The organism is Streptomyces xiaopingdaonensis (assembly GCF_000262345.1).
In the GTDB taxonomy this organism is placed as follows: Bacteria; Actinomycetota; Actinomycetes; order Streptomycetales; family Streptomycetaceae; genus Streptomyces; species Streptomyces xiaopingdaonensis.
Genome location: NZ_AJTQ01000289.1, coordinates 1 through 21,274, shown reverse-complemented (window position 1 = coordinate 21,274; position 21,274 = coordinate 1). Strand labels below are relative to the sequence as shown.

The 21,274-nt window shown below is 70.7% G+C and carries 18 protein-coding genes; 14 read left to right on the top strand and 4 right to left on the bottom strand.

From position 1 onward, the window contains the following. Positions 1-52: 52 nt before the first annotated feature. Positions 53-1,069, top strand: coding sequence for a Gfo/Idh/MocA family protein (locus UWG_RS0122790; RefSeq protein ID WP_016909515.1), 1,017 nt, complete (start codon positions 53-55; stop codon positions 1,067-1,069). A gap of 192 nt (positions 1,070-1,261) precedes the next feature. On the opposite strand, the gene UWG_RS0122780 is transcribed toward UWG_RS0122790, so the two are convergent. The 3 genes from UWG_RS0122780 to UWG_RS0122770 form a co-directional block, all read right to left on the bottom strand. Then, positions 1,262-2,308: a glucose 1-dehydrogenase gene (locus UWG_RS0122780; RefSeq protein ID WP_016909513.1), complete on the bottom strand. Its 1,047-nt coding sequence runs from the start codon at positions 2,306-2,308 to the stop codon at positions 1,262-1,264. Between the two features lie 318 nt (positions 2,309-2,626). Further along, complete coding sequence (locus UWG_RS0122775) at positions 2,627-3,988, bottom strand: FUSC family protein (protein ID WP_016909512.1); 1,362 nt, start codon at positions 3,986-3,988, stop codon at positions 2,627-2,629. A 2-nt stretch (positions 3,989-3,990) separates the two neighbouring features. Beyond that, the gene (locus tag UWG_RS0122770) at positions 3,991-4,239 is read right to left on the bottom strand and encodes a hypothetical protein (protein ID WP_016909511.1); all 249 of its coding nucleotides are present in this window, start codon (positions 4,237-4,239) and stop codon (positions 3,991-3,993) included. Positions 4,240-4,496: 257 nt separating this feature from the next. Here UWG_RS0122770 and UWG_RS0122765 point away from each other — a divergent pair, with 257 nt between their 5' ends. Continuing rightward, positions 4,497-5,717 carry a PP2C family protein-serine/threonine phosphatase gene (locus UWG_RS0122765; protein ID WP_016909510.1) on the top strand — a complete coding sequence of 407 codons (1,221 nt, stop codon included), beginning with the start codon at positions 4,497-4,499 and terminating at the stop codon, positions 5,715-5,717. 183 nt (positions 5,718-5,900) lie between these two features. On the opposite strand, the gene UWG_RS0122760 is transcribed toward UWG_RS0122765, so the two are convergent. Beyond that, on the bottom strand, positions 5,901-6,257 hold the full coding sequence (locus UWG_RS0122760) for a DoxX family protein (RefSeq protein WP_016909509.1): 357 nt from the start codon (positions 6,255-6,257) through the stop codon (positions 5,901-5,903). 352 nt (positions 6,258-6,609) lie between these two features. On the opposite strand from UWG_RS0122760, the gene UWG_RS0122755 reads away from it, so the two are divergent. From UWG_RS0122755 to UWG_RS30785, 12 genes are all read left to right on the top strand, one after another. Beyond that, positions 6,610-7,467, top strand: coding sequence for a metallophosphoesterase family protein (locus UWG_RS0122755; protein ID WP_033196308.1), 858 nt, complete (start codon positions 6,610-6,612; stop codon positions 7,465-7,467). A 393-nt stretch (positions 7,468-7,860) separates the two neighbouring features. Then, entirely contained in the window at positions 7,861-9,552 is a 1,692-nt protein-coding gene (locus UWG_RS0122750; protein ID WP_016909507.1) for a B12-binding domain-containing radical SAM protein, read from the top strand. A gap of 59 nt (positions 9,553-9,611) precedes the next feature. Further along, positions 9,612-11,723 carry an oxidoreductase gene (locus tag UWG_RS30815; RefSeq protein ID WP_016909506.1) on the top strand — a complete coding sequence of 704 codons (2,112 nt, stop codon included), beginning with the start codon at positions 9,612-9,614 and terminating at the stop codon, positions 11,721-11,723. A 127-nt stretch (positions 11,724-11,850) separates the two neighbouring features. Then, on the top strand, positions 11,851-13,272 hold the full coding sequence (locus UWG_RS30810) for an AMP-binding protein (protein ID WP_050988637.1): 1,422 nt from the start codon (positions 11,851-11,853) through the stop codon (positions 13,270-13,272). Between the two features lie 71 nt (positions 13,273-13,343). Further along, the gene (locus tag UWG_RS30805) at positions 13,344-14,741 is read left to right on the top strand and encodes an MFS transporter (RefSeq protein ID WP_033196312.1); all 1,398 of its coding nucleotides are present in this window, start codon (positions 13,344-13,346) and stop codon (positions 14,739-14,741) included. A 56-nt stretch (positions 14,742-14,797) separates the two neighbouring features. After that, positions 14,798-15,208, top strand: coding sequence for a PaaI family thioesterase (locus UWG_RS0122730; protein WP_157838587.1), 411 nt, complete (start codon positions 14,798-14,800; stop codon positions 15,206-15,208). 74 nt (positions 15,209-15,282) lie between these two features. Further along, on the top strand, positions 15,283-15,522 hold the full coding sequence (locus UWG_RS33155; protein ID WP_157838586.1) for an acyl carrier protein: 240 nt from the start codon (positions 15,283-15,285) through the stop codon (positions 15,520-15,522). Then, positions 15,519-17,069 carry a class I adenylate-forming enzyme family protein gene (locus UWG_RS30795; RefSeq protein ID WP_016909501.1) on the top strand — a complete coding sequence of 517 codons (1,551 nt, stop codon included), beginning with the start codon at positions 15,519-15,521 and terminating at the stop codon, positions 17,067-17,069. Before UWG_RS33155 ends, UWG_RS30795 begins: the two co-directional genes overlap by 4 nt. Beyond that, positions 17,066-18,205, top strand: a complete 1,140-nt coding sequence (locus tag UWG_RS0122710; RefSeq protein ID WP_016909500.1) for a beta-ketoacyl-[acyl-carrier-protein] synthase family protein — start codon at positions 17,066-17,068, stop codon at positions 18,203-18,205. The genes UWG_RS30795 and UWG_RS0122710 overlap by 4 nt, the downstream gene beginning before the upstream one ends. Then, entirely contained in the window at positions 18,202-19,065 is an 864-nt protein-coding gene (locus tag UWG_RS30790; RefSeq protein ID WP_016909499.1) for a beta-ketoacyl synthase N-terminal-like domain-containing protein, read from the top strand. Before UWG_RS0122710 ends, UWG_RS30790 begins: the two co-directional genes overlap by 4 nt. Beyond that, positions 19,062-20,273, top strand: coding sequence for a beta-ketoacyl-[acyl-carrier-protein] synthase family protein (locus tag UWG_RS0122700; RefSeq protein ID WP_016909498.1), 1,212 nt, complete (start codon positions 19,062-19,064; stop codon positions 20,271-20,273). The genes UWG_RS30790 and UWG_RS0122700 overlap by 4 nt, the downstream gene beginning before the upstream one ends. Continuing rightward, the gene (locus UWG_RS30785) at positions 20,261-21,262 is read left to right on the top strand and encodes a beta-ketoacyl synthase N-terminal-like domain-containing protein (protein WP_016909497.1); all 1,002 of its coding nucleotides are present in this window, start codon (positions 20,261-20,263) and stop codon (positions 21,260-21,262) included. The genes UWG_RS0122700 and UWG_RS30785 overlap by 13 nt, the downstream gene beginning before the upstream one ends. Positions 21,263-21,274: the final 12 nt, after the last annotated feature.

Below are 21,274 nucleotides of genomic sequence, written 5' to 3'. Positions count from 1 at the left end.
CATCAGCCACACCCGGTCCCCCCGGACCGCCAACCATTCTTAGGGAAGCCCCATGACCGTACGAGTGGGAGTCATCGGCGCCGGTTGGATCGGTACCGAGCACATACGCCGGCTGAGCACCACGGTCCCCGGGGCTCGGGTGAGTGCCGTCAGCGACATCGACCGCGAGCGGGCGTCGTCCGTCGCGCCGCAGGGCGCCGCCGTTCTCTCCGACAGTCGCCGCCTGGTGGAGTCCGACGAGGTGGATGCCGTGCTCGTCGCCTCCTGGGGCCCCGCGCACGCCGAGCAGGTGCTCGCCGCGGTCGCCGCGGGGAAGCCGGTGCTCTGCGAGAAGCCACTCGCCACCGATCCGGCGGACGGTCTGCGGATCGTGGAGGCGGAGCACGCGGCGGGGCGCCGACTGGTGCAGGTGGGTTTCATGCGCCGGTTCGACTCCGGTTACCGGGCCCTCAAGGAGGCCGTCGACGACGGCAGCCTCGGCACGCCGCTCATGGCGCACTGCGCGCACCGCAACAAGTCCGCGCAGTCGTCGTACACCTCCGACATGGCGGCCCGGGACACCGCCGTGCACGAAATCGACGTGCTGCGCTGGCTGTTGGACGACGAGATCACCACGGTGCAGGTGCTCGCCCCGCGGTCCACCGGTAAGCGCCACCCCCACCTGACCGACCCCCAGTTCATGCTCTTCGAGACCGCCGGCGGGGTCCGGATCGACCTGGAGGTCTTCGTCAACTGCCAGTACGGCTACGACATCCAGTGCGAGATCGTCGGCGAGGAGGGCCTGGTCCGACTGCCCGACCCTGCGGCCCCGCGAGTGCGCGCCGCCGGACGGGAGAGCACCGCGATCTTCGCTGACTTCACCGGGCGGTTCGCAGCAGCCTTCGACACCGAGATCCGCGAGTGGATCGACGGTGTCCGGGCCGGCGGCGAACCGACGGGCCCTTCGGCCTGGGACGGCTACGCGGCAACCGTCGTCACCGACGCCGCCGTCGAGTCGCTGACGACCGGGGGCGCCGTCACCGCTGTCGAGCTGAAGCCTCGGCCGGCGCTGTACGGAGGTGCCGCGTGAAAGCGGCCACCGGCCCGGCGACGTCGGGCTCGCCGCCACCGGAGGAGGCGGTGCGCACCGTCGCCGAGCTCGGTCATGAGCGTATGGAGTTGCCGACGCGTCAGCGCCTGTCGTCGTAGGCGATCACTGCTGTGGGCAGCTCGTCCTCGAGCAGCGTTCGGGCCTCCGGCGGCCCGCCGGCCGCAGGCACGCTCACGTGCGCAGGTCGACGACGACCTTGATGTCGTCCTCGGTCTTGTGGAGCGCGTCGGGGAACGCGTCCATCGGGACGCGGCGGGTGATGAGGCGGTCGAGCCAGTCGCTGTCGGCGTCGGCCAGGGCTGCCGCTGCCTGCTCGTAGTGGGAACGCGCGGCGTTGACGCTGCCGAAGAGCACCGTGTTGTCGAGGACCATCGTGTCGTTCACTTCGTCCGCTCCGAACGGCGACGGTTTCGAGCCCGAGGCCATGCCCGTCAGGCAGATGACGGCGTTGGGACAGGCGGCGTTCACCAGGTCGAAGACCAGGGGGCCGTGGCCCGTGCACTCGATGACGACGTCGGGGCTGAGCCCGGTGTACGCGAGGTCACCGGCGTGGAAGGTGGCGCCGAGGTCGCTCACCAGCGCCGACTTGGGCCCCTTGTCGTTGATGTCCAGGACGTGGACGTCGAGGCCGCGCTGCACGCCCAGCAGCGCGGCCAGCAGGCCGATCGGTCCGGCGCCCGTCACCAGCGCCGTCCGGGGCCGCCATGACGATCGCGCGAAGATGTGGTCGGTCTGCTCCCATGCCTTGGCCAGCACCGAAGCCGGCTCCAGCAGTACCCCGCGGTCTCCCACACCACGGCTGACACGGATCGCGTAGGCGGGCTCGATCCGCCACAGCTGGGAGCCGTAACCGTCCAGTTCCTTGATGCCGCGCTCGGTGTACTTCCCGTTGCGGCAGAAGTCCCATTCGCCGTGCGCGCACGGAGGGCACGGCACGGGATCGGGGCGCCGCACGATCCCCGCCACGTTGTCGCCCGCCGAGAACCCGCTGCCTTCCGGTGCTTCGAGCACCACGCCCAGCGACTCGTGCCCGACCACCAAGTGGTCCTGACCCGGCGGCAGGCTGCCGTAGCCGTGCTCCACGATGTCGACGTCCGTTCCGCAGATCCCCAGCAGCCGGCCCTCGACCAGCAGCGCCCCCTCGTCCTCCACCGGGTCGGGCACCTCGCCGACCCGCACCTGCTCCGGCTCACCGGGCACCACCGTGATCGCCTTCATGCCCGTCACCTCTCACCCGGTCCCGCCGGCCCCGCGACGGCCGCCCAGGGCTCGTTCGAGCGTCCCCTCCGGTGAACCGCCACGCAATTCGGGAGGCGGGACGGCAGGTCGCACCCGCACCGGCGAGCGGCGCCGACGACCCGGCACAGCGGTACGGGCCCGGACGGGCGGCACGGTGCGGCTCGTGGAGCGCGGCAGCCCGGAGCCGGACGGACGCTGCTTCCGATCGACCGCGGCAGCGACGTCGCGCGCCTCGAACGGCGATCGGCGGCCGTCGAGCAGGTGGCGCGGAACGGGTGGTGAGCCGTTCCCGTCGGGTCAGCCGTTGAAGGGCAGGCGGAACGGAAGACGGGCGGTCCAGCGCAGCTCGGGCGGGGCGCTGACGCGCACGTCCGCAGCGCCGTTGAGTACCTTTCCCGCCGCCTCGTCCGAGCCGGCACCCGCACCGGTGCCGGGGCCGACACCCGCGTCCTCGTCGGCGTCGCCTTCGACGCCGACGAAAACGAGGATGTCGAAGACCACCATCCGCACGCCCGCCCGGGCCACGAGGAGCTCCGCGCCCTCGGCCGGCGCGGGGCCGGGAACGGGGCTGGAACCGTGGCCCGTACCCGGGTCGGGGTCCCCCGGAACCGAGCCGGCGCCGGGCTCCGACGCGGGCCCCTGCTCGGAGTCCGAATCCGGATCCGCACGAGGACCGGTCACGCGGGCGGCCACGGCGACGGCACGTTCGGCTGCGCGTTGGCGCTCGTCGCGGTCCCCGGGGGAAGCGGCGAGGGACCGCAGCGTGTCGGACAGCTCCCTGACCACGGGCGACAGCGCGTAACGTTGCCCGGGCGGCAGCTCCGTGGCCGTGCGGGTGAGGGTGAGGCAGCTGTTGCCGAGCAGGTCCAGGCGGGCCGCGTACGCGCTCTCCCACTCGATGGGCCGACGCCGGCCCCACCACAGAGGGGAGCGGCGCGCGGCGGTGTCGGCGTTGTCGCGCGCCTCACCGAGATCGACCAGTCGCCGGTACGCGGCGAGCAGGTGCTCCCAGGTCCACTCCGAGCCCCGCGAGCCCTCGTGCTCCACGACCTCCGCCGTCAGGGCCAGCGCATGGGCGAGGTTGCGGAGGATGGCGCTCTCGGCGCGGCGCAGCGCGGCCAACGGGTGTGCCGGGAACAGGAGTTGGCTGAACACCAGCGCGACGGAGCCGCCGAGTACCGCGTCGACCACCCGGTCGCTTCCCGTACTGCTGCCGGTGGCCACGGCGATGATCGCGCTCACACCGGCCTGGGCCATGGTGACGCGTACGCCACCGAAGAGGAGGGCGGCGAGGATGGCGAGGAAGACGGCTACCGCCACGGTGAGATAGCCGGGACCCAGGACGGCGACCGTCAACTGGGCGGCGAAAACCCCCGCGATGACGCCGAGGACGAAGCGCACGGCGTTGGTGCCGCGTCCGCCGCGGGTGGTGTTGAGGGCGACGATCGTGGTGATCGGCGCGAAGATCGGCTGATGGTGTTCGATGTAATGCGCGGCGATCCACCAGGCGACGGTCGCCGCGACGGTCTGCTGCACGACGGGCCACATGCTGCTCTTCAGCCGCTGCCAGGCCGCCGACTTCGCTTCCCGGGCGTCGCGCAGCCACTTCTGCACGGCGCCGGCGACGGAGTGCGGACGCGGTGGGGTACGGGCGTTCAAGTTCAGCCCCGCGTCCCGGACTCGTGTCCGCACCCGCCGCCGGGCGGCTTGTGCCCGAAGGGGGACCGGAGCGACGCGTCGACCTCTTCGAAGTCCGGGCCCAGGGTCTCGGCCATGGGTGGAAGCGCCTGGCAGACCACTCCGCCGACGCAGATCACCGCTCCCCAGCGGCCGACCTCGCGCTCGGCCGCAGCGGAGACCCCTTTCTCCGCCGGGCCACGGATGCCCGGCTTCCGGGAAAACCCCTGCATTTCGTGTCTCCTGAGCCGGACCGCTTCCCTTCGCACATCGCGACCGCGGCGACTGCGCGGTGGAGAGCTTCCGGAAAGGCCGAGACGCTAAACGGGCATTACGCCATCGTGCGCGCCGACGGCCCGGGGCAACGGCGCAACGGGAAACACGTCGGCGCCGGTCCGCTGCCGTCCGGCGAGGGGTGCGTGCTCCTTCGTCGCCGATGGTGTTGTCTGAGCCGTTGCCCATCCGCGGACGACGACAAGGTGGCGGTGTGATGACAGCTCGCGAGTTGAACCTCCAGGAGATCCTCCGGGCAGTGGAGCAGGCGCCACCGACCAGTTCCGTGACAGCGGTGGCTGACCTCCTGGCCGAACAGGTCGACGCCCGCGACGTGTGTTTCCTGATCACGGACCTGGCCGGGGAGGCTCTCTGGCGGCTTCCGGCCGTATGGACCGACCGGGAAGGAAAACCCGATCCGGTCGACCCGCTCGCGGGCACGGTCCATGACGAGGTGATGCGCACGCAGAAGCTGCAGATCGTCGACGCGCACGCGCACCACGGGTACGAGCGCGGCGGGTACCTGGTGGTGGCGCCGGTTACCACGCGAGGGGATGCGATCGGGGTTCTGGAGCTGGTCACGCAGAAACCACCAACCCCCTCCGAGCAGGCGCACATCGCACAAGCCGCCCAGGCCCTGAGCTACGTCGTGACCATCAACAGACGCTTCACCGATCTCTTCGAATGGAGACGGCGCACCAAGGTCCCCAGCCTCGCCGCCGAGATCCAACACAACCTGCTGCCCGCCGCGCTGGCGGTGGCAGCCGGACAGGCGACCGTCGCCGGGGCGCTCGAGCCGGCCGGAGACACCGCCGGCGACACCTTCGACTACAGCCTCGACGAGCAGGCGCTGCACCTGTCCATCACCGATGCCATGGGGCACGGGGTGGAGTCCGCGCTCCTCGCCAGCCTCGTCGTCGGCGCTCTCCGTCAGACTCGTCGCGCCGCTCTTCCCCTCCCCGAGCAAGCGAGGGCCGCTCACCGGGCGTTGCTCGAGTACGGGCAAGGGGGCACCGCCACGGGACAGATGCTGTGGGTGGATCTGACCGATGGACGTGCGCTACTGGTCAACGCCGGGCACCCGTGGCCCCTGCGGCTCCGCGCCGGGCACGTCGCAGAAGTCGAACCGCAGGTGGACATGCCTTTCGGCAACCCGTGGCAGGACAGCTACCGGGTACAGGAGATCTCCCTGCACCCGGGTGACCGGCTGGTGTTCCTCACGGACGGCATGCTCGAACGCAACACGCGCAGCCTCGACCTGCCGGCCATGATCGCGCACGACGCTGCCCAGCACCCTCGCCAGGCTGTCCGCTCCATGGTCCAAGCACTGCGAGCGGCCACCGCCGGCGAACTGCTGGACGACGCCACCGTGGTCTGCCTCGACTGGTTCGGGCCCGGCTCAAGCCAACGCACCGGTGACACGGGAAGCAGACGCTAGGTCCGGGGCTGGACATCGGTGCTGGGGAAGCGGGCTCACGTGGAAACGTGGCTGTCCGGCCTGCGGCAGGTGCGTGGCGAGTGGGCAGGTCGTCGGGCCCGCCGCCCGGCGTGCGGTTCCGCGGTTCCCGCCCGACGAGCGTACGCGGGCCGCGGTGGTGCGCCCGAGAGCCGGCCGCACGGGTCACCAAGGGCCGTGGTCGGCCAGCCCCAGGAGCAGGACGGCCACCGCGATGGCGAGGAACACGGTTCCGCCGGCGATGTCGCGGGAGCCCACCCGCAGATGGGCGGTGATCGCTCCGACGAAGTACAGCACCAGCCCGCAGGCGGCGAGGGTCCCGAGGAGCGGCACGGCGAGCCCGGCCAGCAGTCCCGTCGTGCCCGCTGCCAGCAGTGTGCCGAGTACCGGTACGTACCTCCGGGGCAGGCCCTTCAAGTCCGCCTGGGCCTTGGGATAGTCGTGGCCGATCAGATAGGTCACGGCGGCGGCACCGTTGAAGACCGCACCGAGGATGGTGACCGTGAGGTAGGCGGCGGACACGATGCCTCCGTTTCTGTGGGGAGCGGCATTGCCGGGTGCTCCGCTGGAAGATGCCGTCTGCCTTCATGACAGGACAGCGACTCGATGTGTGACATCGGCGCCTCCCGGGCGCAGGTGTCCGGAGCGTCGGCCTTGCGCAGGCGCTGATCGCCGATGTCCCCACGGTGCGGGAGGCCGTGGAGCGGATCATCGCGGAGGCGACCGGGTCGGTCTCGGCGAGGCCGCCTTCGCGGGGTCGAGGGCCGGTGGGGGCGGTCGACGCGGAGTCCGCCCGCAAGTCCCCTGTGCAAGGAAAGAGTCGCCTCCCCTGAACAGCCCCCGACCGCGGTTCCCGGCCACTAGGGTGTGGCCTGTGACTGCTGTTCAAGCCCCTGGTCGCCTGCTCGCGATCAGCGACCTGCACGCGGCAATAGGAAGGAACAAGGCGCTCGTTGAGGGCCTGCGGCCCGAGTCTCCCGATGACTGGCTCATCGTGGCGGGCGATGTCGCGGAGACCGCCGACGAGGTGCGGCGGACCCTGGCGATGCTCGCGGAACGGTTCGGCACGGTGGTGTGGACACCGGGCAACCACGAGCTGTGGACCCACCCTTCGGACGGGCTCACCCTTCGCGGCGAAGAGCGCTACCTCCATCTGGTGGAGATGTGCCGGGGGTTGGGCGTCGTCACGCCGGAAGACCCCTATCCGGTCTTCCGGGGCGAGCACGGACCCCTGAGGATCGCGCCGCTCTTCCTGCTCTACGACTACACCTGGCTGCCCGAGGGCGCGACGTCCAAGGCCGAGGGCATGCGGGTGGCGGAGGAGACCGGCCTCGCGTTCAGCGACGAACTCCTGCTGCACTCCGACCCGTTCGCCAGCCGCGAGGACTGGTGCGCCGCGCGGGTCGCCGAGACGGAGCGCCGGCTCACGGCCGTCGACGACCCGGACGTTCCGCTGGTGCTCGTCAACCACTACCCGCTCGTCCGGGAACCGACGCGGGTGCTGCGCCACCCGCACCTTGCGATGTGGTGCGGCACCCGGCGTACGGAGACGTGGCATCGACGCTTCCACGTCGCCTGCGTGCTCTACGGCCACCTCCACATCCCGCGCCGCACCGTCCACGACGGCGTGCCCTTCCACGAGGTCTCCCTGGGGTATCCGCGCGAGTGGCAGCGGCACGGCCACCCGCACGGCATCCTGCGCCGTATCGACCTGGGGGAGAGCGCCGGGTGAACACGGCGCCGCCGGCCCGCCTCCGATCAACGAGTTCCCAGCGGATTCGGCCGCCGAGTTCCCATGCCTCAGAACTTGTCACGGACACCGGTGGCTGACCGCTCCCGGAGCTGCCCTTTCTCCCGCGCCGACGAACTGACCAGGGATATTGCGGTGGCCGATTTTCCCGCGTAGCCGCAGAGCGCTTGACGAGTTTCCGATCAGGGCCACCGGCGCAGGACAGGAAGTGGTAAACCAAGGTCAACTGATGCGCTGGACGACCGCCCCTTGACAAGCATTTCCGTCGGCAGGGAGGATACCGTGAATCTTGCTGGGTCAACGGTGAGCCAGGGGGCGCGAATGACTATTGCGGATCAGTCGCCGACAACGCAACTCACATCCGATCTCTTCCTGTTGCACGCGCCCAGCGTCTTCGACTTCCGCGAGCGCGACGACATGCTCTTCGCTTATCTGAGCGACAGCGACAGTGTAAATGTCACCTCGGTCTACGAGATTTACCCGATCGGCTGGTTCTCGATAAAGCAGCGTTTGGCGGACAACGGGTTCGACACGCAGATCGTGAACGTCGCCTCGCTCATGCTCCTGCATCCCGAAATGGACGTGAAGAAACTCCTCGCGCGTTTCGAGGCGCCGATCTTCGGATTCGACCTGCACTGGATGGCGCACTGTCACGGGTCGATCGAACTCGCGGCCCTCGTGAAGGAAGTGCACCCTGAAGCGCTCACCATCTTCGGCGGCATCTCGGCGACCTACTACGCCGACGAACTGATCCAATACCCGAGCGTCGACATCGTCGTCCAGGGTTACGACACGTTGGACCCCGTCACCGAGCTCGTCACCAAGGTCCGGCAGGGGAACAGGGACTTCCGGTCCATTCCGAATCTGCTGTACAAGGTCGACGGCGAAGTCCGGACCACCGGCTTCTCGCACACGCCGGACAGCAACTACAACAACGTGCGCAACGACTGGTCCTACTACCGGGAGGCGGCCGACGGCGGCCCCGAAGCGTCCAAGCTCATCATGACGCTGCCCAACACCGGCTGCGCGCACGACTGCGGCTGGTGCGGCGGCTCGCGGTTCGCCTACCGCAACATCATGGGCGTCCGCAGGACTCTCGTGCAGAAGGACAACGACCTCGTCGTCGAAGAACTCCGCACCATGAGGGAGGCGGCGCAGCGCACCTCGATATACGCGCTCCAGTGCTACTCGGAGAACAGAACCCGGATGCACCAGTACCTGGACGCGGTGAAGGAACTCGGATACAAGAGCGTCCACTTCGAGCAGTTCAGCCTGACGTCGCCCGAGATTCTCAAGAAAATGGGCGAGTCGACGGACTCCTACATCATGCTCTCGCCCGAGTCCCACGACCTGAAGATCAGCAAGGCCGCGGGGCGCGGAAACTACACCATGGAGCAGATGGAGGAGTGGATTCCACGCGCCCTGGACGCGGGAGTCAAAGGAATCATGATCTGGTATTTCATCGGCATGCCCTACCAGGACAGGCAGTCGGTGATGGACACGATCGCGTACTCGGAGCGGCTCATACGCAAGTTCGGAGGCTGGGGCGCTCTTCCGCTCATCTGCCCGATGGTGCCGTTCCTCGACCCCGGCTCCCAGTTCTTCGAGGAACCGGAAAAACACGGTTACCGAATCCATCACCGCACGCTGGAAGAGCATCGTCAGGCCATGGTCGAGCCACTGTGGCACCGCCGGCTGAACTACTCGACGCGCTGGTTGGACAGGCGGCAGTTGCAGGACGTCTCCTACGAGGCGATCACGCGGCTGGTGGAGATAAAGGGCGAGTACGGTGTGCTTCCCACCGGGTTCTGCAAAGCCGTCCTCAAGACCATCGTGGAGACACGGGCGTTGCTCGCGGAGATGGAAAGGGCGCTGGAACTCGATCAGGATCTCCCCGCCGATCTCCGCGACGAGATCCGCACGTACAACCGTCGCGTTCTGGCCTACACGAACGACCAGATCATGCCGGTTCCCCGACCGCTGGGCGGCCGGTGGTTCGACGACGCCACCGTCCCGCCGGAGATGATCGAGGACGTGCTGGCCTCCTCCCCGGCCGCCGGAGCGTAGATGGACTCGGTGTCGCACGTCCGGGGCGCACCGACCGACCGCCGCCGACGGCGTATCGGGTGTCCGTCGAGAGCACGGCACAGGGCGTGCCCGCAGGGGCACTCGGCCGGCGGGAGGTCGAGGTGCGGATCGCTGTGATCGGCGGTGGGCCCGGCGGGCTGTACTTCAGCGTGTTGGCCCGCCGGTTCGGCGCCGCCGACGAGATCACCGTCTGGGAGCGGAACGCACCCGGCGAGACGTTCGGGTTCGGAGTGGTGCTGTCGGACAAGGTGCTGGGCGCGGTGGAGCGCGCCGATCCGGTCGTCGCGTCGGAACTGCGGCCGATGCTCGCCGAGTGGGACGACATCGACGTGCACTACCGCGGCACCACGTACACGGCGGGCGGGAACCGGCTGGCCGCGATGAGCCGCGCCGGGCTGCTCACGGCCCTCCGGCGGCGCTGCTCACAACTCGGCGTCCCGGTGCGCTCCGGCATCGAGGTCGACGACGTGGACGCGCTCGCCGCCGAGTACGACCTCGTGGTGGCTGCCGACGGCGTCAACTCCCTGACGCGGCAGCGGTACGCGGAGACCTTCCGGCCAACGGTGCACACGGGGAAGACCCGGTACATCTGGCTGAGCACCACACTGGAGCTGGACGCGTTCACCTTCTACGTCGTGGACACCCCGGGCGGAGCCCTGCAAGTGCACGCCTACCCCACCTCGCCCCACACCAGCACTCTCATATGCGAGCTGTCCGAAAACGCCTGGCGCGCGGCCGGGTTCGCCGAGGCCGCCGCCTCGCACCAGGAGGCGGGGGAGAGCGACGAGTGGTCGATAGCGCTCCTCGCCGATCTCTGCAAGGACATCCTGGGCGGCCACAAGCTGTACGGGAACAACTCGCGCTGGCTGCGCTTCCCCACGGTGCGGTGCGAGACCTGGCGGCACCGCAACGTCGTGCTCGTCGGCGACGCGGCGCACACGGCGCACTTCTCCATCGGTTCGGGCACCAAGCTCGCGATGGACGACGCGGCGAGCCTCGCCCAGTGCCTCAACGGGCAACCGATTGCGGAGGAAGCCCTGGCCGCCTACGAGGCCGAGCGCCGCCCCGCGGTCCTCTCTCTCCAGCGCGCGGCGCGGGCGAGCGGGGAGTGGTTCGAGAACGTCGACAAGTACCTCCACCAGGAGCCGCAGCAGTTCGCGGTGAACCTGCTGACCCGCAGCCGCCGGGTTCCCTACGCCAGCCTGCGCCGCCGCGACCCCGAGTTCCTCCTCGGCGCGGAGCGCTGGTTCGCCGCGGTGGCGGGTGGCGAGGTGAGCAGGCCGATGCTCCAACCGTTGGCGCTCGGCGGCCTGGAGCTCGTCAACCGCGTCGTGGTCTCGCCCGAGGAGGTCTTCCCCTCCCGCGGCGGTGTGCCGGACGATCTCCAGTTGGTGTGTCTGGGCGGCGCGGCGCTGGGCGGTGCCGGGCTGGTGCTGACGGGACCGGTGTCCGTCTCGGCCGGGACGGGCGCCCCCGGCGGTGCCGGACTGCACACGGCGGAACAGGCCGCCGGGTGGCGGCGGGTCGTCGATTTCGTCCACGCGCATTCGCCGGCGAAGATCGGCGTGCGACTCGGCTGCTACGGCACGGACGCCCCGTCGCCCGACGTCCTGCCGCGCGTGTTCGCCGACGCAGCCGCACGCGCCGCCGACGGGTTCGACCTGCTGGAACTGGACTGCGCCCACGGCGGGTTGCTCTCCGCGCTACTGTCCTCTTCGGACGGCGAACGGGACGGCCGCCCGCTGCGGGACCGGCTCCGCGGCCCGCTCGAGGTGTTCGGCGCGCTCCGCGACGTGTGGCCGTCCGAACGTCCGGTGAGCGTGCGCCTCGCGCCGGCGTCGGGCGGGGACGGGAGCGGTGCGCTGGCGGAGATCGCAAACGAGTTCGCCGCGCGCGGCGCGGCGGCCGTGCACGTCTCGGTCGGACCACACTCCGACCCGGACGCGTTCACCGACCTGATCCGGAACCAGGCCGTGCGCAACAAGGAGTGCGCGGTGATAGCGGCGGGCCGCATCGCCGCGTCGGATGTCGACACGATCGTCCTGGCCGGGCGTGCCGACCTGTGCGTCGTCGATCAGCCGACGGTGGACTCGCCCTGGTTCTCCCCGCGCGGGACGCCGGGTCGTTCCGCCCCGAAAGAACAGTCATAACCGAGAGGACGCCGTGCCCCCCATCGCAGACCTTGGCTTACTGCCGGAAAGCGCCGCCGAGACCCATGGTGAGACCAGCCTGTGCGCGGACGCCCCTTGGGTCTCGGCCTGCCGAAGTCCGAAGACGGTGAGCGACTTTGCGGCCGTGGTCGCGGACTACGCCGACCGGTTGTGGGCCGCCGGGGTGCGACCGGGTGCGGTGGTCGCCCTGGTCAAGTCCAACCACATGGACATCCAGGCGATCCAGTGCGCCGTTGTGCGCATCGGTGCGCTGCCCGCGCTGCTGTCGGTGAAGATGGAACCGACCCAACTGCTCCACTGCCTCGGGGAACTCGACCGCCCCAATCTGCTGGTCGACGCCGAAGGGGCCGCGGCCCTGCGCCCGTCGCAGGACGAACTGCGCGCGCTCGTCTCCCGCATCCTCGCGCTCACGCCCGAAGGCGTACTGGCAGGGGCGGTCGAGCTCAACGAGACGGCGCCCCACGAGGTCACCCGCCGTTCCGGCACGGACCCGATGCTCATCACGCATTCGTCCGGCACCACGGGGAAGCCCAAGCTCCTCGTGCACACGGTGGACTCCCTCTACGCGCACGTCGCGCCCCAGATGACCGTGGTGCAGTCCCTCGACTACGCGGGGACCAGCGCGAAGTGCCTCTCCTACGTCCACGTGCGGATGTCGTCCGGCCTCCTCACGGTGCTCAACACGAGGGTGCCCTTCCTCGCCCTCACCTCTCCCGACCCGGCGTCCGTACGCGAGACGCTTCTGCGGCACCGCCCCGAAACCCTGGAGGCGCAGCCGAACATGTTCCTGCGCTGGGAAGCGCTGGCGCGGCAGACGCCGAACCCGTTCAGCAGCGTGGAGCGCTACGTCACCAGCTTCGACGCGATCCACCCGCGGACCCTCCGCACACTCCTCGAAGCGTCGGACCACCCGGACCCGACGTTCGTCCAGGCGTACGGGCAGACCGAGACCGGCCCGGTCACGCTGCTGGTGACCACGCTCTCCGACGTCCGGGAGCCCGGCCGGCTGCACTCACGCGACGTGGGCGCCGCGTTCCCCGGTATGGAAGTCCGCATCGTCGACGACACCGGGTCCGAGCTCCCGGTCAACACCCCGGGCCACATCGAGGCACGCACCCCCGCCCGGGCCGAATCGATGATCGGCGTCGCGCCTCTGCCCGACCGTGACACCTGGTGGCCCATGCACGACATCGGCATGCTCCGCCCGGACGGGCACCTGGAGCTCTACGACCGGCAGGTGGACCGCGTCCCCGGCGTGGCCAGCACTCTCCGCGCCGAGGACGTCCTCCTCGACGAGGTGCCGGAGCTGGCCGAGGTCGTGATCACCGTCCTCGACGGGACGGTCACGGCGGTGGCGGCCACGGTCGACGGCAAGCCGTTGGACGCGGACCGATGGCAGCGCGCCCGGAGCAAGGCGGGGCTGCCGGAGGGGACCGGGGTCGACTACCGGCCGTGGGAGGAGTTCCCGCTCACCGGCACGATGAAGGTCCGCCGGAACCGGCTCGTGCCGCACGGAGACGTCGGATGAGCGGGTCCGTGACGCAGGAAGCACCGGGGGCCAACCGGTTCCTGCCGTCGGAGAGGAAGGCCGCCGCCCTGGTGCTCGGCGCCGCCTTCATGCTGCTCGCCGACACTTCGATCGTGAACGTCGCCATTCCGAGCCTGCAACGGGACCTCGGGGCAAGCGTCCCCGACGTGCAGCTGGTGGTCGCGGGCTACGTGGTCGCCTACGCGGTCATGCTCATCACCGGCGGGCGGCTCGGGGATCTGTACGGCAGGCGGCGCATGTTCATGATCGGCGCCGTCTCCTTCACCCTGGCGAGCCTCGCCTGCGGTCTGGCGCAGGGTCCGGGCGAGCTCATCGTCAGCCGGGTGTGGCAGGGCCTGTCGGCGTCCGTGCTGTATCCGCAGGTCATCGCCACGCTGCACCTTACGGTGGCGCCGGAGCGGCGGGGCCGCGCCTTCGCGCTGCTCGGCGCGGTGGTCAGCTCCGCCACGATCGCCGGCCCGATCATCGCCGGACTGCTCATCGCCGCGGACGTCGCGGGGCTGCAGTGGCGCCCGATCTTCCTCATCAACATCCCCGTCGGCGTCGTCCTGATCGCGCTGGCACCCCGCATGGTGCCGGCGCACCGGGGGCTGCGCATGCGGCTCGACTACGCGGGCTCGCTCACCGTCGTCCTGCTGCTGGTCGCGCTCCTCGTGCCGCTCACGGTCGGCCGCGACCAGGGCTGGCCGCTGTGGGGCTGGTTGGTGCTCCTGTGCACGCCTGTGCTGCTGGTCGTCTTTCTCCGGCTCGAATCGGCGTTGGAGCGGCAGGGCAAATTCCCTTTGCTGCGGCCCGGGTTGTGGACCGATCCGGCTTTCCGGCTGGCCCTCGCTCTGTATCTGGTGTATTTCTCAGCGGTGGTGCCGTTCTTCCTCTACTTCTCCATCACCCTTCAGTACGGCCTCGATTACGGTGCACTCGCGACGGCGGGGGCGATGGCCCCGTACGCAGCGGGGAGCACGCTCACCTCCCTGTGGTCGGCGCGCATCGTGGCACGCTTCAACGCGCCTCGCACCATTCTCACCGGTTGCCTCATCTGCGTCGTCGGCAGTGCGTTCATGATCGCCACTGTCGGCTGGAACAGCTCCGGGGCGCATTTCGGGTGGGCGATGGCGCCGACGATGGTGTTCACGGGACTCGGACTCGGCCTGGTACTCGGCCCGTTGCTGAACTTCGTGCTCGCCCGGGTGCGCAACGACGATTCCGGAGCGGTATCCGGAGTGCTCTCCACCGCGCAGCAACTCGGATCCTCGCTCGGCGTCGCCGTGATAGGGCTGGCGTTCTTCAGGGGATTCCACGGAAACCTGACGGACCTGGGCTATCCGGAACTCCGGGTCGCCATGATGCTGGGGCTCGCCGTGGTGGTGGCGGCGTTCGCGCTGGCCTCCGCGCTCGTCTGGCGCATCGCGCGCCGCAGCCGCACCGGCGAAGGCAGCGCGGCCTCATGACGGCGGAGAGGAGGCCACACGCTTCGCCGTCGGGTGCCGTGACGGTGCGACAGAAGATGCTCGACGCGATAGCAGCCGGTACCACTCCGATTCCGGCCTTCGTGGCGCGCCTGTCGCTCCAGGTCGTCGCCATGGAGTGGAGCGCGGGGTCCGTCGCGGTCAACTTCCGTATTCCCGACGACCTTTGTGTGGAGCCGAACGTGGCTTTCGGCGGTCACGTCTCCAGCATTCACGACCAGGCCGCCGGGTTCGTCATGTACAGCCTGCTCAAGGACGACCAGATGTTCGTCACGACCCGGCTGAACGTGAGGTACCTGGCGGTCACGCGTCCGGGAGACGTGTGCGCAGAGGCCGAACTCGACGCGATGAACGGCCGCTCCGCCGACGTGCGCGTCTCACTGAAGCAAGCCGGAAAGGTGACGAGCGAGTCATTCGTCACGGAAGCGATAAGGAAAGCGATGACCTGAGTGCCTGCCTGCTCGGTCGACCAGGCTGTCACCGAAGTGTCCGATGACGAATCGGCGAAGGAGAAGAGGGTGCTGTGCTAACCGATCGGGATGTGCAGGAACTGGTGGCGGGCGTCCTGGAGATCGACGTTGCCGACGCGGCGGTCGACAAGTCGTTCTACGTGGACCTCGAAATGGACTCGCTCCACAAAGCCGAATTCATCGTGGCGTTGGAGCGTGCCAGCGGCGCCGAGTTCGACCCGGCGGACGCCGCGGAGATGGACAGCGTCGGCGATGTGATGCGGCTGCTCCGCGACCGGCATCAGGTGTCATGAAGCGCACCAACGGGACCGCGAACCCTGTCGAGTTGCTGTTGTTCGGCCATGACGACGGTCGGCGCTGCGGCGTCGACCGCCGGGCCGGTGAGGTCACCTACGGCGGGATGCGGCGCGCGGCGGCGGAGCACGCCGGGCGCCTGCGGGCCGCCGGGGTGCGCCCCGGGTGCCGGGCGGTCGTCGTCTCCGACGACTCCCTCGCAGCCGTCACCTCCGTACTCGGCATCTGGTGGCACGGGTGCGTGCCCGTCGTGCTGCACCCGATGCTCCGGCCGGCCGAAATCGGCTTCATCGTGCGGGACAGCGAGGCGGAGCTGGTCGAGCTGCACGTTCCCCAGGAACAACGGGGGGCGATGCAGGCCGAGTTGACGGAGATCGACGGGGAGAGACGGGCGGCCGGGCGCCGCGGGCTGCTCACCGGACTGGGCCCCGAGCGCGCCGGCCGCTCCGTGCTCTCGCCGGCCGGCTTCGGCGAAACGGACGAGCTGCTGGTGCAGTACACCTCGGGCAGCACCGGGCGCCCCCGGGGCGTACGGCACTGCATGCGCTCGGTGCACGCGGTCCTGCGCGGAGTCGGCAGCCTGCTGGCGCTCACCCCGGACGACGTCGTCCTGTCCACGGCGAAGCTGTCGTTCGGGTACGGATTCGGCAACTCGCTGCTGTACCCGTACGCGGCGGGTGCGAGCTCGGTCCTGCTCGACGGGCAGGCCGATCCGTACAGCGTGGCGGCGGCCTTGGAGGAGCACCGTCCGACCGTGCTGTTCTCCGTGCCCCGGCTCTACGCCGCCCTGCTCGACCTCATGGACCAGGGCAAGTCGATCGAGACCGGTTCGCTGCGGCTCGCCGTGGCCACGGGCGAGCACCTGCCGGGCGAACTGGCCACCCGAATCTCCGAGACGTTCGACGTGCCGCTGCTCAACGGGTACGGCGCGACCGAGGTCCTGCACACGGTCGTCGCGGCCACCGTCGGACGGGGCAGGCCCGCCGACGCCGGGTCGATCGGGTCCCCGGTCCCCGGGGTGGCCGCCACCATCCGCGACGACGCCGGTCTGCCGGTCGACGACGGGACCCCGGGCCGCCTCCATCTCGACACGGAGTCGGCCGCTCTCGGCTACCTCGACCGGCCCGAGGACACCGCCCGCGTCTTCGCCGACGGCGGCGTCTACACCGGCGACATCGCCTACCGCGCGACCGGCGGCGACCTCCGCCACGTCGGCCGCTCGGATGACATGCTCCTGCTCGGCGGATACAAGATCGCGCCGGCCGAGATCGAGCGCGCGCTCCAGGGGATCGCCGAGGTCGCCGACTGCGCGGTCGTGGGCAGCACGGACCCCGGCGGGCTCGAACAGGCCACGGTGTACGTCGTGCCGCAGGACCCGGCCCGCCCGGACGCGGCGCGCAAGGCGGCCAGAGCGGCGCTGCGTACCGGCCTGGCACCGTACAAGAGGCCGTCCCGGGTCGAGGTCATCGACGAACTCCCCGTCACCGCCAACGGCAAGCTGGCTCGCTTCCGGCTCCGCCGCCAGAGCCCGGAGGGCAGGGCATGAGCTGGGAGATCACCGGTATGAGCGCGGTGTGCGCGCTCGGGGACACGGTCGCCGACATACACGGCGCACTCTCTGCCGGGGAGTCAGGACTGGCACCCGTCTCGACGTTCGACGCGTCCAAGTACCGCGGAGGAGTCGCCTACGAGGTACCGGACCGGACGCGCCCCGGCGTCGACGAACCGCTCCGGGCGACGCGCTGGCTCGTCCACGTCGTCCGGGAGGCCCTGGCCGACGCGGGTCTGCCGGAACCCGAGCCCGGGACGCCGGTGTTCGTCGGGACCACGCACCGGGAGATGCGGACCGCCGAACTCTGGTGGCAGCACGACGCCCCCCTCTCACCCGCCGACCTGCACTTCACCTCGGCGCTGCGCTCCGCCTTCGGCCTCCACAACGTGCAGACCGTGGCGAGCGCTTGCGCTGCCTCGCTCTACGGACTCGGGATGGGCACCGACCTGATGGCCCTCGGCGAAGCGGACACCGTGGTGGTGGCCGGGACCGACTCGATCACCGAGAGCTCGTTCGGCGGGTTCGATCGCATCCAGTCGCCGCCGCCCGACACGATCCGCGCGTTCGACCGCTCCCGCCGCGGCATGATCATGGGCGAGGGCGCGGTGGCGGTGGTGCTGCGGCGAGCGGGCACGCACCCCGGCCGGGTACACGGCCGGGTCCGCGGCGTGAGCATGAACTGCGACGCGTCGCATCCGACGGCGCCGGACTCCGCCGGTGTCGTCCGGGCGATCACCGACGCGCACGAGCGCGCGGCCATCGCGCCCGACGACATCGACCTGGTCGTGGTGCACGGAAGCGGCACGCCCCAGAGCGACCTGGCCGAAACCGTCGCGCTGCGGGAGGTCTTCAAGGCCGCGGAGCCGGGGCCGCTCGTCACCGCGATCAAAGGCGGCATGGGCCATATCTCCGGCGGGGCCGGACTGATGAACCTGGTCGTAGCCCTCGAGGCGATCCGTACCCGGAGCCTGCCCCCGGTCAGCGATCTCACCGACCCGATCGAGGAAGCGAGTGAACTGCGGGTCGTCTCCGGCGAGCCGGCCACGGGGCGGTTCGCCACGGCGCAGGTCCACGCCGTCGGCATGGGCGGGATCAACGCCGTGGCGATCGCGGAAGGAGCAGCCCGGTGAACGCCCGGGCGAGCGTGCGGACCGCGATCACCGGCGTGGGTTGGGCGGTGGCGGGACCCGACTTCGACCCCGCGACCGCCCTCGCCGGGAAGGGCATGCGGCACAAGGACCGGGCGTCGCGCTTCGCGGTACGGGTGGCGCAGCGGACGCTGGAGGACGCCGGGCTGCTGGACGTACCGGAGTTGGAGGGCGCGGCCGTGGTCGTCTCCAGCAACTTCGGGAACCTGGACCCGGTCTGCGACTCCATCACGACGATCGCGACCGGGCGCAGCGCGGATATCAGCCCCATGCGCCTGCCGCAGCTCTCGAGCGCCGTTTCGGCGGCCTGGGTCGCGCTCAACCACGGCATACGCGGCCCCAACCTGACGTTGAGCAACGGCACTTCGAGCGGGCTCGACGCAGTGGCCGCGGCACGGAACCTCATTGCGGTCGGCCGGGCCACGGCGGCGCTGGTGATCGGCGTCGAACCGGACTCCCCCTCGGTCGCCAGGCTGCACAGGGAGACCGCCGGCGCTCGATGGATCGACGGGGCGGTGGGTTTGGTGCTCGAGCCCGTGCAGCAGGCCGCGGACCGCGGGGCGCGGATACGCGCGGAGATCACCGGATACGGCAAGGCGGACGACGGCCCGTCCGCCGTCCGCGCAGCGGGCGGCCCTGCGGCCCCGCGACGCCTCGGGGACGAGGCGACCGAACGGTACGGGCGGTGCTCGGGCGCATTGGGCGTGGTCCAGTGCGCGCTCGCCGTGGAGCGGATGGAAGACGAGCCGGTGCTCGCCGTCGCGGGCGCCGGAACCGGGGAGAGCGACGGGACATCGGTCTCGGCGCTGGTGCTCGCGCCCCCGCTGGGGAGGGACACATGAACACGTTCCACAGCGACCGACGCGTCGTGATCACCGGCCTGGGTGCGATCTCCTGTCTGGGCACGGGCGTCACCGCGCACTGGGACGGCCTGCTCGCGGGCGGCGGGGAGCCGGCCGAGGTCCCGCTGCCGCACCTCAACATGCGGGCGAGGAAGATGTACCTCGTCGACCGTGCCGAGGTGCCCGCAGAACCCTCGAGCTACGCCGGGATCGAGTTGGGGAGCAGCTCGCGCCTGGCGGTGGCCGCCGCCGAACAGGCGCTCGTCGACGCCGGCTTGGAGCACGGCGACCGCGGCGACGTACCCGTGGTGCTCGGGGCCGAACTGGGCAACTCGGACATGCAGGAGCTCCAGCGGAGCGCCGGGCGGTCGGAGTGGACGACGCTGACGCCCGCAGCCGCCGTCGTGGGCGCGCAGATCGGCTCCCGCGCGGCGCTGACCAGCGTCGGAAACGCCTGCTCGGCGAGTGGTTTCGCGCTGACGATCGCGTCGGACATGATCCGCGCCGGAGAGGCGACCACGGTCCTCGTCGGCGGCGCCGAGGGGGTCACCCGGGCCGGGCTGGGCGCGTTCAACCGGCTGGGGGCCGCGGACCCGGTGCGATGCCGGCCGTTCGACCGGAACCGGGCGGGCACCATGTTCGGCGACGGTTCGGCCATGCTCGTACTCGAAGCGGCCGGCCACGCCCGACGGCGGGGCGCCGAGCCGTACGCCGAACTGGCGGGCGCGGCTTGGAGCTGCGACGCGTACCACCCGACGGCCCCCGACCCCTCCGGCGACCAGATCGTCCGCGCGATGACCGAAGCGCTCGCCGACGCGGAGCTGAACAGCTCCGACATCGGCTGCGTCATCCCCCACGGAACGGGGACGCCGCTCAACGACGTCGTCGAGAGCCAGGCGCTGCGCCGGATGTTCGGCCAACGGACGGGCGAGCTGCCGCTGTTGTCGCTCAAGGCGATGATCGGTCACACGACCGGCGCGGCAGGCGCCTTCGCCGGCCTCACGGCGACGCTGATGCTGCGCCACCGGAAGAGCCCGGCGAACGTCCCCGTCGATCAGGACCCGGAGTGCGACGTCTGGCTGCCGCAGCAGCATGCCGTGCCGTTGGAGGCGCCCGCGGTACTCGTCAACACCTATGCGTTCGGCGGCAACAACACGTCTCTCGTCGTCAAGGACGTCGCAGGGGAGGATGCGGAGTGGTCACGGTGAGCACCGGGGAGCTGGCCGTCGCCGGCATGGGGATCGTGGCGCCGGGACTCTCCGGGCCCGAGGACGCACTGGCGCCGGCCGGGCGGGCGGTCCCGGGCTGGTTCCAGGCGCGGGTCGCCCTCCCCGGGCGCGGCTACCGGCGGCTGCCCGACGCGTGCAAGTACCTCCTCGCCGCCTCGCGGCTCGCGGTCGGCGACGCCGGGGACCGGTTCGCGGAGACCCGACGGCACCACCGGGCGGCGGCGGTGGGCATCAACAACACCGGCGCGGCGCTGCTGGAGGAGCTCGACCGCACGATCATGCGGGAGGGCGCCGAGGAGATGTCGCCTTCCGCCAGTCCGTTCATCGCCATGAGCTCGTTCGCCAGCCGGCTGTCGATGGAGCACGGGATCAACGGCTTCAACCTCACCGTCAACTCCCCTGTGACCGCCGGGTTGGAGGCGCTGCAGATCGCGGCGCGCGCCGTCGCCGCCGGACGGGCGGGTGCGGTGCTCGTGGGCGCGGTCGAGGAGGAGCTGTCGCCTTCCCAGGCGATCGGTGCGGGGTCGGAGGCGGGCGCCGTCGTGCTGCACTGCGAGCCCGTCGCGGAGGGCGGCGCGCGGTACGGCACGTGCAGCGCACGGAGTGCGTTCCTGGCGCCCGACGGCGTCGCGAGCAACGCAGCCGCCGTCCTCGACCGGTTGGTCGGCGGCGACCTGCCGGACAGGATCGATGCGGTGCTGGACGGCTCGCCGGTGGGGACGGCCGTCGCCCGGTGGCTGGACCGGCTCACCGGTGAGTGCGAAGTCGTCGGTGTCCCGGCCCCGTTGCAAGCCGGCTGCCTCGCACCGTTGCAGCGCGTCATGGGCCTCTTCGCGCAGGAGCACACGGTCCCCACCCGGCGCGCGGTACTGGCGGCCTCCGCTCAGGGCACGGTCGCGTACGCCGAACTGACGGTCGCGCCGCGCAAGGTCATCGGAGTCGACGGTGGGGAAGTCGCCGCCGTCTGAGGTGTGTGGGAA

Bases quoted from the DNA above. Each gene is read 5' to 3' on its own strand.
- UWG_RS0122790 (WP_016909515.1), top strand. From the start codon at position 53: ATGACCGTACGAGTGGGAGTCATCGGCGCCGGTTGGATCGGTACCGAG.
- UWG_RS0122780 (WP_016909513.1), bottom strand. From the start codon at position 2,308: ATGAAGGCGATCACGGTGGTGCCCGGTGAGCCGGAGCAGGTGCGGGTC.
- UWG_RS0122770 (WP_016909511.1), bottom strand. From the start codon at position 4,239: ATGCAGGGGTTTTCCCGGAAGCCGGGCATCCGTGGCCCGGCGGAGAAA.
- UWG_RS0122765 (WP_016909510.1), top strand. From the start codon at position 4,497: ATGACAGCTCGCGAGTTGAACCTCCAGGAGATCCTCCGGGCAGTGGAG.
- UWG_RS0122730 (WP_157838587.1), top strand. From the start codon at position 14,798: ATGCTCGACGCGATAGCAGCCGGTACCACTCCGATTCCGGCCTTCGTG.
- UWG_RS30795 (WP_016909501.1), top strand. From the start codon at position 15,519: ATGAAGCGCACCAACGGGACCGCGAACCCTGTCGAGTTGCTGTTGTTC.
- UWG_RS0122710 (WP_016909500.1), top strand. From the start codon at position 17,066: ATGAGCTGGGAGATCACCGGTATGAGCGCGGTGTGCGCGCTCGGGGAC.
- UWG_RS0122700 (WP_016909498.1), top strand. From the start codon at position 19,062: ATGAACACGTTCCACAGCGACCGACGCGTCGTGATCACCGGCCTGGGT.